This window comes from Thermus scotoductus DSM 8553, assembly GCF_000381045.1.
In the GTDB taxonomy this organism is placed as follows: Bacteria; Deinococcota; Deinococci; order Deinococcales; family Thermaceae; genus Thermus; species Thermus scotoductus.
The window spans coordinates 1-13,188 of the sequence record NZ_KB905765.1; the positions used below are offsets into that span (position 1 = coordinate 1).

A 13,188-nucleotide genomic window follows, 5' to 3' on the forward strand; every position below is an offset into this window, starting at 1 on the left:
TAGATGATGGAGACCTCCCGTACCCGTTCGTACTCCACGCCGGGGCGGTGGTGAATCCGAAAGCTGACTTGGCGGACACCGTCCTCCCTACCCTTACCCAAGGAAAGGGTCAACCGGTCCCCCTCCAGTTTGAACCCGCTTTGGACGTACTTGAGGGGGGAAAGGGTGGACTTGGGCCGGAACCGAGGAGCATGATGTTCCGTCCTCCCATTTTTCTTCAGGGCGAAGAAAGACCTATAGGCCTGGATGACCTCATCCCGGGTGAGCTGTACCGATAGGGAGTAGTACCCCTTGGCTCGTGGCAGCGTCTTTAGGGTCCGATTGAGGGTGGACCGGCGTAGGTCCACCTTGCCCTTCTCCTTCAGCTCCTGGCGCAGGTGCCACATGAGGCCGTTGTAGACCTTGGTGGCACAAAACATGGCGTCACGCAAGATGCGTTCCGTCTCGGGGTCCGCGTGAACCTGCGCCTTAAGGGTTAGGAGAGGCATCGGTCTTTTGCTCCTGGATGTAGCGCTTGATGGTCTCTGAGCTGACATGCCCAGCGGTGCCGACGTAGTAGGAGGGGTTCCAAAGGTGGCCACCCCATAGCTGCTGCTTGAGATCGGGGAACGCTTTGAAAAGCCGCCGGGCACTTGCGCCCTTGAGAACCTTAGCTATCACCGCCGGACTGACGGCGGGGGGAGCGGAGAGGAAAAGGTGCACGTGATCCGGCATCACCTCCAGTCCGAGCAGTTCGTACCCGCGCTCTTGGGCAGACCGGAGGAGAATCTCCTTCAGTTCCTTATCTATCGGCGGTACCAGCACCTCCTTGCGGTATTTGGTTGACCAGACGAGATGGTAATTGATCTCATAGACAGCGTTTGGTGTGGACTTCCACGCCTTTTTCTTCACATCATCATGGTAATACCAAACCCCAGGGGTTTGCAAGGGGGTCCGTGTATCCCCCCAATGAATTGGGGGGGATTACAGCCCCCTCGCGCTCCCCCGGTACTTCTAAAAAAGCGCCTGGGAAGGATGCGGGTGGGCTTCACCTACGAGGGGAAGCCCGTCTACGCCCAGGACCTGGGGGCGGTGGGGGCCATGGCCGCCCTTTTACGGCAGGCCTTCCTCCCCAACCTGGTGCAGACGGCGGAGGGGAACCCCGCCTTCATCCACATGGGGCCTTTCGGCAACATCGCCCACGGCACCAACTCCCTAAGGGCAAGCCTCTTCGCCCTGGGCCTGGCGGACTACGTGGTGCAGGAGGCGGGGTTTGCCACGGATCTCGGCATGGAGAAGTTCATGAACGTGGTGGCCCGCGCGGGAGGCCTGGTCCCCGAGGCGGTGGTGCTGGTGGCCACCCTCCGGGCCCTCCGCTACCACGGGGGGCAGGATGCCTACGAGATGCCGGACCCGCAGGCGGTGGTGAGGGGCCTCGCCAACCTGGAAAAGCACGTGGAGAACGTGGAGCTATTCGGCTTCAAGCCGGTGATCGCCCTGAACCGCTTCCCCACGGACGCCGAGGAGGAGATCGCCCTGGTGCGGGAGTTCGCCCGGGAACGGGGCCTGCCCTTCGCCCTAAGCGAGGTCTACGCCAAAGGGGGGGAAGGAGGGTTGGAGCTGGCGGAGAAGGTCCTCGAGGCCCTTTCCCTGCCCCACGCCTACCGGCCCCTCTATCCCCTGGAGATGCCCCTCGAGGACAAGGTGGAAACCATCGCCACCCGCATCTACGGGGCGGAGGGGGTGGAGTGGAGCGAGGAGGCCAAGAAAGCCCTCAAGGCCGCCAAGAAGGAGGGGTGCGAGGCTTTGCCCGTGGTCGTGGCCAAGGCCGCCACCTCTCTCTCCGACAACCCCAGGCTCCGGGGCAGGCCCCGGGGCTTCACCGCGCGGGTCACGGACCTGAAGTGCCGCCTGGGGGCAGGCTTCGTGGTGGTCTACATGGGGGGGATAGAGACCCTCCCCGGCCTCCCCAAGACCCCCCAGGCCTTCGGGATTGACGTGGACGAGGAGGGGAGCATCCGGGGGATGGACTACTGAAAGACCCCACCGCGGCATAGGCCGCGGTGGGGGCCCCAAAAAGGAGCGGGCGCTTTAGATCCCGTGCTGGTCCGCCCGTTGCTTCTCCACGGGAAGCCCCGTGGCCCCGTGGAAGGCCTCCACCTCCTCCAGGAAGCGGCGGAAGAGGTAGAGGGCGTCGTGGGGCCCGGGGGCGGCCTCGGGGTGGTACTGCACGGAGAAGACGGGATAGCGGGCGTGGGCCATGCCCTCGAGGGTCCCGTCATTCAGGTTGATGTGGGTGGGCTTGAACTCCTTCAGGGAGTCGATGTCCACCGCATAGCCGTGGTTCTGGCTGGTGATCTCGATCTTCCCGGTGAGGAGGTTCTTCACCGGGTGGTTGGCCCCCCGGTGGCCGAACTTCATCTTGTAGGTGCGCCCCCCCGCGGCCAGGGCCAGGAGCTGGTGCCCCAGGCAGATGCCGAAGGTGGGAAGTAGCCCCATGAGCTTCCAGATGGTCTCGTGGGCGTAGCGGGGCATGGAGGGATCCCCGGGGCCGTTGGAGATAAAAAGCCCGTGGGGCTCCAGGGCCATGATCTGGCTCGCCGGGGTCTTGCCCGGCACCACCAGGATCTCGAAGCCCAAAGCCGCCAGGTTCTCCACGATGGCGTGCTTGATGCCGAAGTCCATGACCACAATGCGCCGCCCCGACTTCAGGGTGGGCCAGGCGTAGGGCAAGGGGGTGGAGACCTCGGGGGTCATGTCCCGGCCGTCGATGTCCGTCCAGGCCTTGGCCTCCTGGCGGAGGGCCTCGAGCTCCTCGGGGGTGAAGGCGTGCTGGGGATCCCCGAAAAGGCTGGCGTGGGCGATGGTACCCTTGAGCACCCCTCCTTCGCGGATCTTGCGCACCAGGGCCCGGGTGTCGATCCCCTCGATCCCCACCACCCCGTAGAACTCCATGAACTCCTTAAGGGTCTGCTGGGCCCTGGGGTTGGAGGCGATGCGGCTGAACTCCTTGGCCACGAAACCCTTCACCCAGGGGCGGTTGGACTGCATGTCGTAGACGTTGACCCCGTAGTTGCCCTGGTGGGGGTAGGTCATGACCACGATCTGCCCGTGGTAGCTGGGGTCGGTCATGATCTCCTGGTAGCCGGTCTGGGCGGTGTTGAAGACCACCTCCCCCACCGTCTTCCCCCGGGCCCCGAAGGCGTAGCCGTGGTAAACGGTGCCGTCCTCCAGGACCAAAACCGCCCGTTCCTTTACTCCAGCCATTCCTCCTCCTCGATGCCCGCTTGCTTTAGGATGCGCTTCAGAAGGTCCACGCTGATCCCGCCCCGGTGGGGATTGGGCAGGATGAGGCGCACGGAGCCCCGCACCATGAACTGGTGCCGTCCTCCTGCGTAGGGCCCGGCGAATCCCAGGGTCTTTAGCCTCGCCACCAGCTCCCTCCGGGAAACCGGTCTAAGCCGCTTCGCCATGAGGCAAATCGATGCGAACCTCGCCCAGGGGCGGAGGGGCCTCGCCCCGGGAGATCAGGAAGAGAAGCCAGTCCTCCAAGGCCGCCTGCAGGTTGGCCTCGCATTCCCTTAGGCTTTTGCCCGTGGCCCACACCCCGGGCAGGTCCGGAACCTCCCCATAGTAGGGCTCCTCGTCCTCTATGAGCTCGTAGCGGGCCCGGGCCATGGCCTCCTCCAAGTAGCGGGTCAGGGTCCCCATCCCATCCATTCTAGCCCCCGAAGGCCCCCGGGGAAAGGTGCTTGATGACGGCGATCTCCCGGCAGTTCTCGTAGAAGGGGCAGGCGTTGCACTCGCTCCACACCTTGGGGGGCAGGGCCTCCCGGGTGGTGACCTGGTAGCCCAAGGAGCGGAAGAAGCCCACCTGAAGCGTCCAGGCGAAGACCCGGGGCAGGCCCAGATCCCGGGCCTCCCGTTCCGCCCCCAGGACCAGCCAGCGCCCAAGCCCCTCCCCCTGCCTGTTGGGGTGCACCGCCAGGCCCCTGATCTCCGCCAGATCCCGCCAGAGCACGTGCAGGGCCACGGTGCCCACGATCTGCCCGTCCTCGTCCTCGAGGACCTGGAAGTCGCGGATGTTCTCGTAGAGGTGGCTGTGGCTCCGGACGAGCATCAGGCCCTTCTCCGCCCAGTAGCGGATGAGCCAGTAGATGGCGTCCACATCGGAAAGCCTGGCCTTCCTGAGCTCCACCCCCGCCTGGCGCCGCACCTCGGGCAAGGAAACCGTGGGTAGCTCTATCCGGGCTTCAAGCAAGGCCCACCTCCTTCTTGGCCTCCAAGATCCTTTCCCGCACCGCTAAAGGGGCCGTGCCCCCGAAGGAGTTGCGCCGGTGGATGGCGGTTTCCAAGCGAAGAAGGGGCAGGGCATCCTCGGCGAAGAGGGGGTGGTGGGCCTTAAGCTCCTCCAGGGTCAGGTCCTTCAAGGCCCTTCCCTCCTCCACAAGCCTCCGCACCAGGCGCCCCACCACGTGGTGGGCCTCCCGGAAGGGAAGCCCCTTCTCCGCCAGGTAGTCGGCCAGTTCCGTGGCCAAGGCATAGCCCTCCTCCGCCGCCCGCCACATCCTCTCCCGCCGCCACTTAAGCCCAGGAAGAAGGGCGGTGAGGAGCTTCAGGCTATCCCGGTAGGTGGCGAAGGCATCCAGAAGGGGTTCCTTGTCCTCCTGCAGGTCCTTGTTGTAGGCCAGGGGAAGCCCTTTCACCACGGTGGAGAGGGCCACCAGGGCCCCTAAGACCCTTCCCGCCTTGGCCCGGATGAGCTCCAGGATGTCCGGGTTCTTCTTCTGGGGCATGATGGAGGAGCCGGTGGCGAAGGCATCGGGGATCTCCACGAAGCCGAACTCCTCGGTGCTATAGAGGATGAGCTCCTCGGCCAGGCGGGAGAGGTGCAGCATGCCGATGTTGAGGGCGGAAAGCACCTCGAGGGCAAAATCCCGGCTTGCCACCGCGTCCAAGGAGTTCCGCATGGGTGCGGCAAAGCCAAGCTCCTTAGCGGTGTAGTGCCGGTCTATGGGAAACCCCGTCCCCGCTAGGGCCGCAGCCCCCAGGGGGCTTTCGTTAAGGCGCTCCCTGGCGTCCCTCAGCCTTCCTGCATCCCGGAGAAGCATCTCGTAGTAGGCCAAAAACCAGTGGGAAAGCAAGATGGGCTGGGCCCGTTGCAGGTGGGTGTAGCCGGGGAGGACCTGGGGAGGGTCCAGGTACTTTTCTGCCTCCCGCACGAGAACCCGCCGGAGCCCCAAAAGGAGGGCAGAAAGCTCGTCTATGGCAGCCCGCAGGAAAAGCCTTAAGTCCGTGGCCACCTGGTCGTTCCGGCTCCTCGCCGTGTGGAGCTTGCCGCCTGGGGGGCCGATGAGCTCTATGAGGCGGGCCTCCAGGTTCATGTGTACATCCTCAAGCTCCTCCCGCCAGGGGAAGGTGCCCGCCTCTATCTCCTTCTCTATCCGCTCCAGGCCCTCGAGGATGGCCTCCAGCTCCTCCTGGCTGAGAAGCCCCACCCGGTGGAGCATGCGGGCGTGCACCCGGTTCTGCCAGAGGTCCTCCCGCCAAAGGGCCCGGTCAAAGGGGAGGGAGGCGTTGAAGCGGGCGGCAAGCTCGCTTAGACCTTCGGCAAACCGGCCACCCCAGGTCCTATGTCCCATGAGCCTTCCCCTCCACCAAGGCCCTAACCCTAAGCCTCAGGGCCTGGATCTTGATGAAGCCCTCGGCGTCCTTCTGGTCGTAGCCCCCGAGCTGGTCAAAGGAGACCAGGTCCTTCTGGTAAAGGCTTTTCGGCGCCTTTCTCCCCACCACGTAGACGTTCCCCTTGTAGAGCTTGAGCCGGGCCACCCCGGTGACCGCCTGGGCCACGTGGTCAAAGTAGGCCTGGAGGGCCTCCCGCTCCGGGGCGTACCAGAAGCCGTAGTAGACGAGCTCGGCGTACTTGGGGGCAAGCTGGTCCCGCTGGTGGAGCACCTCCCGGTCCAGGGTGAGGCTTTCCACCGCCCGGCGGGCGTGGTAGAGGAGGGTCCCCCCCGGGGTTTCGTAGACCCCCCGGGACTTCATGCCCACGAAGCGGTTTTCCACCAGGTCCACCCGGCCCACCCCGTGGCGGCCTCCGATCTCGTTGAGCCTTTGCAAAAGGGCAGCGGGGGAAAGCCTTTCCCCGTTCACCGCCACGGGATCCCCCCGTTCAAAGGCCACCTCCACGTACTCCGGGGTATCGGGGGCCTCCTCGGGGTCTTGGGTCATGCGGAACATCCCCTTGGGGGGTTCGGCCCAGGGGTCCTCGAGGACCCCACCTTCGTAGGAAATATGCAGGAGGTTGGCGTCCATGGAGTAGGGCTTCTCCTGGGTCACGGGGACGGGGATGCCATGGGCCTCGGCATAGGCGATCATCTCCTGCCGGCCCTTAAAGTGCCACTCCCGCCAGGGGGCGATCACCCGGATGTCGGGCTTCAGGGCGTAGGCGGTGAGCTCAAAGCGCACCTGGTCGTTCCCCTTGCCCGTGGCCCCGTGGGCGACGGCCTCGGCCCCCTCCTCCTCGGCGATCTTCACCAGGTACTTGGCGATGAGGGGCCTTGCGATGGAGGTGCCGAGGAGGTAGTACCCCTCGTACACCGCCCCGGCGCGGAACATGGGGAAGACGAAGTCCCGCACGAACTCTTCTCTCAGGTCCAGGGCGATGGCCTTGGAGGCCCCGGTCCTTAAGGCCTTCTCCCGGGCCTCCTCCACCTCTTCCCCCTGGCCGATATCCGCGGTGAAGGCGATGACCTCGGCCTTGTAGGTTTCCTTGAGCCACTTGAGGATGATGCTGGTATCCAGCCCGCCGGAGTATGCCAGGACGATCTTCATGCCAACCCCTAGTCTACCCCCTCGAGGGGGCTTGCATAAGTATACACCCAGCCCACGCGGGTGGATCAGGGGGAAAACCCTTGATCTAGCTCGTTACCGGAGTGGTGGCCCTCCTCCTCTCCGCCAAGCCCCAGGCCACCCCCGAGGAAATCCGGCAAGCCCTGGAACAAGGCGCTAACGCCCGGTTGACAGGACAGGCTGCCAAGCCGGACTATGCGGCCGGGGGCCAGTACGGCTACGGCTTGGTGGATGCCAAAGCCAGCCTGGATGCCCTCTTGGGCCGTTAGGGATGGTGGGCCCCTGGACCGCCATGGCGATCCTGCTTCTCCTTTTCCTCTTTGCCTGGCCCCTCAGCCTAGCCCAGACCCCAGGGGCCCCGATCCCCAAGCCTAGGCCCCCAGAGGAACCCTTGGGTGTCTCCACGTTGCAGGTAGAGGTCCTCTTTGAGGGAAAGCCCGCTTCGGGAATCTTGGTGGTTCTTCAACCCCTAGCCCCTAACCGCTTGCCCGCTGGCCCGCCCGTGCTCCGCCTCACCGATGGGGAAGGGCGGGCCTCCTTTTCCCTTCTGGCTTCCCCCGACCGATTTCTCATCTCCTTCCAAGACCGGGAAAAAGGCCTAAGGCTCCAGGTGCCCCTTACCTTCGCCTTAGGTATCTGGAGCCTTGGCCCCTACCGTTTCAGCCTAAACCTTTCCCCACCTTAAAGGTGGATGGGCTTCTCCCAAGCGGCCAAGGCGGCCTCCTTGAGGATCTCGGGGAGGGAGGGGTGGTGGTGGGGGGCCCGACCCAGGTCCTCCGCGCTGGCCTTGAAGAAGATGGCCAAAGCGGCCTCGGTCAAAATGTCCCCCACCCTGGCGCCAATCCCGTGGACCCCAAGGATGCGGTCGGTCTTGGCGTGGGCGAGGACCTTGATGAAGCCCTCCGTCTCCCCCATGGCCCGGGCCCGGCCCGAGGCGGAGTAGGGGAACTTCCCCACCTTGTAGGGGATGCCCTGGGCCTTCAGCTCCCCCTCGGTGTGGCCCACCCCCGCCACCTCGGGGTGGGTGTAGACCACGCTGGGGATGGCCTGGTAGTCCAGGTGGGCGAAGCCCTTCGCCATGTGCTCCACGGCGGCGATCCCTTCCTCGCTGGCCTTGTGGGCCAGCATGGGCCCGCGGACCACGTCCCCAATGGCGTAGATGTGGGGGACACGGGTCCTTAGGTGCTCGTCCACGGGGATGCGGCCCCTCTCGTCGGGGGCGATGCCGGCGTTCTCCAAGCCGAGCCCCTCGGTGTAGGGCCTGCGGCCCACGGCCACCAGCACCCGGTCCGCCTCGAGGACCTCCCCCCCCGCCAGTTCTACCCGGGCCCCCTTCCCCGCGGGAAGGACAGCGGTGACCCGCACCCCGGTGCGGATCTCGAGGCCTTCCTTTTTGAAAACCCTTTCCGCCGCCCGGGAGACCTCCCCGTCCATGGTGGGTAGGATCCGGTCCAGGTACTCCAGAATGGTCACCTCCGCCCCCAGGCGGTGCCAGACCACGCTAAGCTCCAGGCCAATCACCCCGCCCCCCACCACGATGAGCCTCTTTGGTACCTCGGGGAAGGAAAGGGCCTCGGTGGAGGTCACCACCCTTTCCCCGTCCACCTCCGCCCAAGGGGGGATAAGGGGGGCGCTTCCCGTGGCGATAAGGATGAAGCGGGCTTCTAGCTCCTCCCCCGTCTCCTCCACCAAAACCTTGCGCTCAGAGAGGAAACGGGCCGTGCCCTGATGGCGGGCGATGCCGTTTTTCTTGAAGAGGAACTCAATGCCCTGGGTGTTGGCCTGGACCACCTTGTCCTTGTGGGCGAGAAGGGCGGGGAGGTCCACCTCGAGGCCCTGCACCCTAGCCCCGATCAAGCCCTTTTTCACCTCGTAGATGCGCTCGGTGGTTTCCAAAAGGGCCTTGGAGGGAATGCACCCCACCCGCAAGCAGGTGCCCCCCAGGGCCTTCTCCTTCTCCACCACCCCCACCTTCATCCCCAGCTGGGCGGCCCGGATGGCGGCCACATACCCCCCAGGCCCCGCCCCGATCACCAAAAGGTCGTAACTGTACATGCTAGACCTCCAACAAGAGGCGCACGGGGTTTTCCACCAGTTCCTTGACCCGCCTCAAAAAGGTCACCGCCTCCCGGCCGTCCACGATGCGGTGGTCGTAGGAAAGGGCCAGGTACATCATGGGCCGCACCACCACCTGCCCCTCCCGGGCCACGGGCCTTTCCTGGATGGCGTGCATGCCCAGGATGCCCACCTGAGGGGGGTTGAGGAGGGGAGTGGAGTTGAGGGAGCCGTACACCCCCCCGTTGGTGATGGTGAAGGTGCCGCCCATGAGCTCATCGGGCTTGAGCTTTTTGTTGCGAGCCCTTTCGGCGAAGTCGGCGATCTGGCGCTCGATCTCGGCGAAGGAAAGCCGGTCGGCATCCCGGATCACGGGCACCACCAGCCCCTCTCCCCCGCCCACGGCCACCCCGATGTCGTAGTAGCGGTGGTAGAGGATGGTGTTGTCCCGGATCTCGGCGTTGAGCTCGGGGATCTCCTTGAGGGCCTGGACCACGGCCTTCACGAAGAAGCTCATGAAGCCCAGCTTCACCCCGTGCTTCTTCTGGAAGGCCTCCCCGAGCTCCTTCCTCAAGGCGATGATGGCGGACATGTCCGCCTCGTTGAAGGTGGTGAGCATGGCGGTGGTCTGCCGGGCCAGGAGGAGCCTTTCCGCAATGCGGCGGCGCAAGGGGCTCATGGGCACCGCCTCGCTCACCCGCCAGGGGCGGTCGGCCGGGGGTTGGGCGGGAAGCGGCGCAGGCTCCGGCATCCGGGAAGGCACCGCCTGGGGTGGGGCCTGCCTGGCCCTCTCCTCCAGGTGGCGCTCCACGTCCTCCTTGAGGATCCGCCCGCCCAGGCCCGTGCCCACCACCTCCCCGGGGGATACCCCCGCCTCCCGCAAAACCCGCTCCGCGGCGGGCATGGCCAGGGGCTCTTGGGGCTCGGGTGCCTGGGGTACCACAGCCTCGGGCTCAGGCCGGGGAAGCCCCTCTCCCAAGGCCTTAAGAAGGGCGATGGCCTCCCCCACCCTGGCGGTTTCCCCGGTGCGCTTCAGGATCCGCTCCAGGGTTCCCGCAAAGGGGGCGGGAAGCTCCAGGGTGGCCTTGTCGGTGATGAGCTCCACCAGGGGCTCATCCTGGGCAAAGCTTTCCCCTTCCTTCTTCAGCCAGGCGCCGATCTCCACTTCCACGATGGACTCGCCCACGGAGGGCACTTTCAGTTCCTGCATCGTCTACCTCCTCACTTAAAGGCTTCCTCAAGAAGCGCCTCCTGCTCTTCCTTGTGCACCTTGGAAGAACCCACGGCGGGGCTTGGGGACTCCGGCCGGGCCACCACGCTGAAGGGGTGACCGTAGATCTCCCCGCAGAAGCGGACCGAGAGGTACCACCAGGCCCCCTGGTTCACCGGCTCCTCCTGAACGTAGACCACCGGGGTCTTCCTGGGGTAGAAGCCCAGGGCCTCCTTGAGCTCGGCCTCGGGGAAGGGGTAGAGGAGTTCCAGCCGGATCAAGGCCACGTCCTCCGCCCCAAGCTCCCTCCGCTTTTGCAGGAGGTCGTAGTAGACCTTCCCCGAGGTGAGAAGGACCTTCCGCGCCCCCTTGACCCTTTCCGGGATCACCTTCTGGAAGCGCCCCTGGGCAAGCTCCTCCAGGCTGGAGACCACCTCCGGGTGGCGGAGGAGGCTTTTGGGGGTGAGGACCACGAGGGGCTTGCGGATGGGGCGCTTCACCTGGCGGCGGAGGAGGTGGAAGAACTGGGCGGGGGTGGTGGGGTAGGCCACCTGGAGGTTGTCCCGGGCGGCGAGCTGGAGGAAGCGCTCAGGCCGGGCCGAGGAGTGCTCGGGGCCCTGGCCCTCGAGGCCATGGGGCAGGAGGAGGACCAGGCCGGAAAGCCGGTTCCACTTGGCCTCGGCGCTGGCCAGGAACTGGTCAATATAGACCTGGGCCACGTTGACGAAGTCCCCAAACTGGGCCTCCCAGAGGACGAGGCCCTCGGGGTAGTCCAGGCTGTAGCCGTACTCAAACCCCAGCACCCCGGCCTCGGAGAGGGGGGAGTTGTAGATCTCCACCTCCGCCTGGCCCTCGGCCAGGTGCTGCAAGGGGATGTAGGGCCTTCCCGTCTGGTAGTCGTACAGGGCGGCGTGGCGCTGGGTGAAGGTGCCCCTTAGGGCATCCTGCCCCGTGAGGCGCACCCGGTGCCCCTCGGCGGCCAAGGAGGCGAAGGCCAAGGCCTCGGCCGCCGCCCAGTCCAGGGGGCGCTTAGCCTCGGCCATCTCCTTTCGGGCCTCGAGGAACCGCTTCAGCTTGGGATGCACCTGGAAGCCCTCGGGCACGGCGCTCAGGCGGAGAAGGAGCTCCTTTAGCGCCTCCAGGGGCACCCCGGTATCCACCTCGGGCACCAGGTGGTCGGGCCCACCCACGTACCCCTGCCAGATGCCGGAAAGGCCGTGGGGCACCACGGGGCCCGGCTCCGCCTTGACCCGGGCGAACTCGCTCTCCAGGTTCGCCAGGTAGGCTTCCTCCCAGGCCTTCACCTCCCCTTCCGCCACCACCCCTTCGGCAAGGAGCCTCTCCGCATAGACCTTCCAGGGCTCGGGCTTCTTGGAGATGAGGGCGTACATGGGGGGCTGGGTGAAGGTGGGCTCGTCCGTCTCGTTGTGGCCCCGGCGGCGGTAGCCCACCAGGTCGATGACCACGTCCTTCCCGAAGCGCTTCCGGTACTCCAGGGCCAGGCCCAGCACGAACCAGAGCTCGTCCAGGGCCTCGGCGTTCACGTGGAAGATGGGGACCGAAAGCATCTTGGCGATGTCCGTGGGGTAGCGGCAGGAGGTGTACTCCTCGGGCAGGGTGGTGAAGCCCAGCTGGTTGTTGGCCACCACATGGAGGGTCCCCCCCACCCGGTAGCCGGGAAGCCGGGAGAGGTTAAGGGTTTCCTGGACGATGCCCTCCCCGATGAAGGCCGAGTCCCCGTGGACCAGGATGGCCAGGCCCCTTTTCCGCTCCCGATCGCCGAAGCGGTCCTGCTTGGCGCGAAGCCTCCCCAGGGTCACGGGGTTCACGAACTCCAGGTGGCTGGGGTTGAAGTTGAGGGAAACGTGCACCTTCCCGTAGGGGGTGGTGAGGTCGTTGGAGAAGCCCAGGTGGTACTTCACATCCCCCGAGTAGCCCTCGGGGAAGATCTCCTCGAACTCGCGGAAGATGCGTTCAAAGGGCTTGCCCACCACGTGGGCCAGGACGTTGAGCCGCCCCCGGTGGGCCATGCCCAGGACCACCTCCCTGACCCCGTGGCGGGCGGCTTCCTCCACCGCCTCCAAGAGAAGGGGGACCAGGCCTTCCAGGCCCTCGAGGCTGAAGGTCTTGGCCCCCAGGTACTTGCGCTGCAGGAAGGCTTCAAAGAGGCTCGCCTGCATGAGGCGCTCCAGCATGCGCCGGCGCACCTCGCGGGGAGGCTTGGGCCAGGGGGCCTCGATGCGGGAAAGAAGCCAGGCCCGCTCCTCGGGCTCGGTATGGACCACCTCAAACCCCACCGGGCCCAGGTAAACCTCCTCCAGGCGGCCCAAGAGGTCCCCCAGGGTGGGGGCGCCGAAGAAGGGGGGAAGGGACCTAAAGAGATCCTCCCGCAAAAGGCCGTGGGCCTCCAGGGAAAGCTCCTTGGGCCTAGGCCGCTCCCGCCCCAAGGGGTCTATGCGGGCCGCCAGGTGACCAAGCTCCCTGTAGGCCTGGACCAGGCGCTCCACCTTGAGGAGGAAGGCCAGGTCCACCGGCTCGGCCAGGGGAGGGGTGGCTCGTCGGCCGTCCTCGAGGGGTTCTCTTCGGGAACCCTCCAGGGCGAGGGCGGAAAAGTAGCGGCGCCACTCCTCCGGCAGGGAGAAGGGATCCTCCAGATAGGCCCGGTAGAGGGCCTCCAGGTAGCCTTGGCTTTCCAACGTGAGCTCCATCCTACCTCCCAAGAAGGGGGCGTATACCCCCTTCATCTACGCTACACCAAAAAGCGGTGTAGGTGCTTTAGGAGTTCCCCCTTTTATTCCCTTCTATCCCCCCAGGGTTCGGAGCAGGTCGGGAAAGCCCTTCAGGTAAGGGTTCTTCCCCCACACCTGCTCCAGGGCGGCACTCCTTCCGCCCGGTATCCCGGGTCTCAGCCTTGACCCGGGGCGAGACCTCTCCGCATACCTCCGCAGAAGCAGGCGAAGGGTCTCCCTTTTCGGGGTGAAGGTGATGACGGACTCCTCCGGAGAACTTCTCCGGAGAAGGTTTCTGGCCGCGTTCACCTGGGCGTTGCCCCTGTGCCCACAAGCCTGGCAGACAAAGGTCTGGGTATCCCT

The 13,188-nt window shown here is 65.8% G+C and carries 14 protein-coding genes and 1 pseudogene; 3 read left to right on the forward strand and 12 right to left on the reverse strand.

Translation table 11 applies throughout. The annotated features are described in order from the left end of the window. Together F604_RS0109890 and tnpA are read right to left on the reverse strand one after the other, a co-directional pair. The coding region (locus F604_RS0109890; protein WP_248644172.1) for a hypothetical protein at nt 1-419 on the reverse strand (419 nt) is incomplete at its 3' end. A gap of 49 nt (nt 420-468) precedes the next feature. After that, nucleotides 469-891: an IS200/IS605 family transposase gene (gene tnpA / locus F604_RS0109895; RefSeq protein ID WP_019551517.1), complete on the reverse strand. Its 423-nt coding sequence runs from the start codon at nt 889-891 to the stop codon at nt 469-471. A gap of 102 nt (nt 892-993) precedes the next feature. Between tnpA and F604_RS12130 the strand changes: the two are divergent. Next, nucleotides 994-2,016 (forward strand): annotated as a pseudogene (locus F604_RS12130) (formate--tetrahydrofolate ligase); the annotation flags it as partial. Nucleotides 2,017-2,070: 54 nt separating this feature from the next. Here the strand turns inward: F604_RS12130 and carA are convergent. From carA to F604_RS0109930, 6 genes are read right to left on the reverse strand one after another with little or no spacing between them, the layout of a single operon-like run. Further along, entirely contained in the window at nt 2,071-3,246 is a 1,176-nt protein-coding gene (gene carA, locus F604_RS0109905) for a glutamine-hydrolyzing carbamoyl-phosphate synthase small subunit (protein WP_019551519.1), read from the reverse strand. After that, nucleotides 3,234-3,452, reverse strand: coding sequence for a type II toxin-antitoxin system HicA family toxin (locus F604_RS0109910; protein ID WP_019551520.1), 219 nt, complete (start codon nt 3,450-3,452; stop codon nt 3,234-3,236). Before F604_RS0109910 ends, carA begins: the two co-directional genes overlap by 13 nt. Beyond that, on the reverse strand, nt 3,436-3,699 hold the full coding sequence (locus tag F604_RS0109915; RefSeq protein WP_015716202.1) for a type II toxin-antitoxin system HicB family antitoxin: 264 nt from the start codon (nt 3,697-3,699) through the stop codon (nt 3,436-3,438). Before F604_RS0109915 ends, F604_RS0109910 begins: the two co-directional genes overlap by 17 nt. Before the next feature lies 1 nt (nt 3,700). Beyond that, nucleotides 3,701-4,240 (reverse strand): N-acetyltransferase, encoded by a 540-nt coding sequence (locus F604_RS0109920; protein ID WP_019551521.1) that lies wholly within the window; start codon nt 4,238-4,240, stop codon nt 3,701-3,703. Then, nucleotides 4,233-5,621 carry an argininosuccinate lyase gene (gene argH, locus F604_RS0109925; RefSeq protein ID WP_019551522.1) on the reverse strand — a complete coding sequence of 463 codons (1,389 nt, stop codon included), beginning with the start codon at nt 5,619-5,621 and terminating at the stop codon, nt 4,233-4,235. Before argH ends, F604_RS0109920 begins: the two co-directional genes overlap by 8 nt. Further along, a complete protein-coding gene (locus F604_RS0109930) occupies nt 5,611-6,813 on the reverse strand; it encodes an argininosuccinate synthase (RefSeq protein ID WP_019551523.1) in 1,203 nt (400 codons plus the stop codon). Before F604_RS0109930 ends, argH begins: the two co-directional genes overlap by 11 nt. Before the next feature lie 101 nt (nt 6,814-6,914). Here F604_RS0109930 and F604_RS0109935 point away from each other — a divergent pair, with 101 nt between their 5' ends. Next, entirely contained in the window at nt 6,915-7,100 is a 186-nt protein-coding gene (locus F604_RS0109935) for a S8/S53 family peptidase (RefSeq protein WP_019551524.1), read from the forward strand. A 23-nt stretch (nt 7,101-7,123) separates the two neighbouring features. After that, nucleotides 7,124-7,516, forward strand: a complete 393-nt coding sequence (locus F604_RS0109940) for a hypothetical protein (protein WP_155984175.1) — start codon at nt 7,124-7,126, stop codon at nt 7,514-7,516. Here F604_RS0109940 and lpdA read toward each other — a convergent pair. The 4 genes from lpdA to F604_RS0109960 all read right to left on the reverse strand — a co-directional run. Beyond that, nucleotides 7,513-8,886, reverse strand: coding sequence for a dihydrolipoyl dehydrogenase (gene lpdA / locus F604_RS0109945; protein WP_019551526.1), 1,374 nt, complete (start codon nt 8,884-8,886; stop codon nt 7,513-7,515). The genes F604_RS0109940 and lpdA overlap by 4 nt on opposite strands. 1 nt (nt 8,887) lies before the next feature. After that, complete coding sequence (gene odhB, locus F604_RS0109950) at nt 8,888-10,096, reverse strand: 2-oxoglutarate dehydrogenase complex dihydrolipoyllysine-residue succinyltransferase (RefSeq protein ID WP_019551527.1); 1,209 nt, start codon at nt 10,094-10,096, stop codon at nt 8,888-8,890. 11 nt (nt 10,097-10,107) lie between these two features. Further along, on the reverse strand, nt 10,108-12,804 hold the full coding sequence (locus F604_RS0109955) for a 2-oxoglutarate dehydrogenase E1 component (RefSeq protein ID WP_026329116.1): 2,697 nt from the start codon (nt 12,802-12,804) through the stop codon (nt 10,108-10,110). Nucleotides 12,805-12,897: 93 nt separating this feature from the next. Further along, nucleotides 12,898-13,188 (reverse strand): zinc ribbon domain-containing protein (locus F604_RS0109960; protein ID WP_026329117.1); only part of this gene is annotated, 291 nt, incomplete at its 5' end.

Excerpts from the sequence above, each read along its gene's own strand:
- F604_RS0109955 (WP_026329116.1), bottom strand. The coding sequence starts at position 12,804 with ATGGAGCTCACGTTGGAAAGCCAAGGCTACCTGGAGGCCCTCTACCGG.
- F604_RS0109910 (WP_019551520.1), bottom strand. The coding sequence starts at position 3,452 with ATGGCGAAGCGGCTTAGACCGGTTTCCCGGAGGGAGCTGGTGGCGAGG.
- argH (WP_019551522.1), bottom strand. The coding sequence starts at position 5,621 with ATGGGACATAGGACCTGGGGTGGCCGGTTTGCCGAAGGTCTAAGCGAG.
- lpdA (WP_019551526.1), bottom strand. The coding sequence starts at position 8,886 with ATGTACAGTTACGACCTTTTGGTGATCGGGGCGGGGCCTGGGGGGTAT.
- carA (WP_019551519.1), bottom strand. The coding sequence starts at position 3,246 with ATGGCTGGAGTAAAGGAACGGGCGGTTTTGGTCCTGGAGGACGGCACC.
- odhB (WP_019551527.1), bottom strand. The coding sequence starts at position 10,096 with ATGCAGGAACTGAAAGTGCCCTCCGTGGGCGAGTCCATCGTGGAAGTG.
- F604_RS0109930 (WP_019551523.1), bottom strand. The coding sequence starts at position 6,813 with ATGAAGATCGTCCTGGCATACTCCGGCGGGCTGGATACCAGCATCATC.
- F604_RS0109915 (WP_015716202.1), bottom strand. The coding sequence starts at position 3,699 with ATGGATGGGATGGGGACCCTGACCCGCTACTTGGAGGAGGCCATGGCC.
- F604_RS0109940 (WP_155984175.1), top strand. The coding sequence starts at position 7,124 with ATGGCGATCCTGCTTCTCCTTTTCCTCTTTGCCTGGCCCCTCAGCCTA.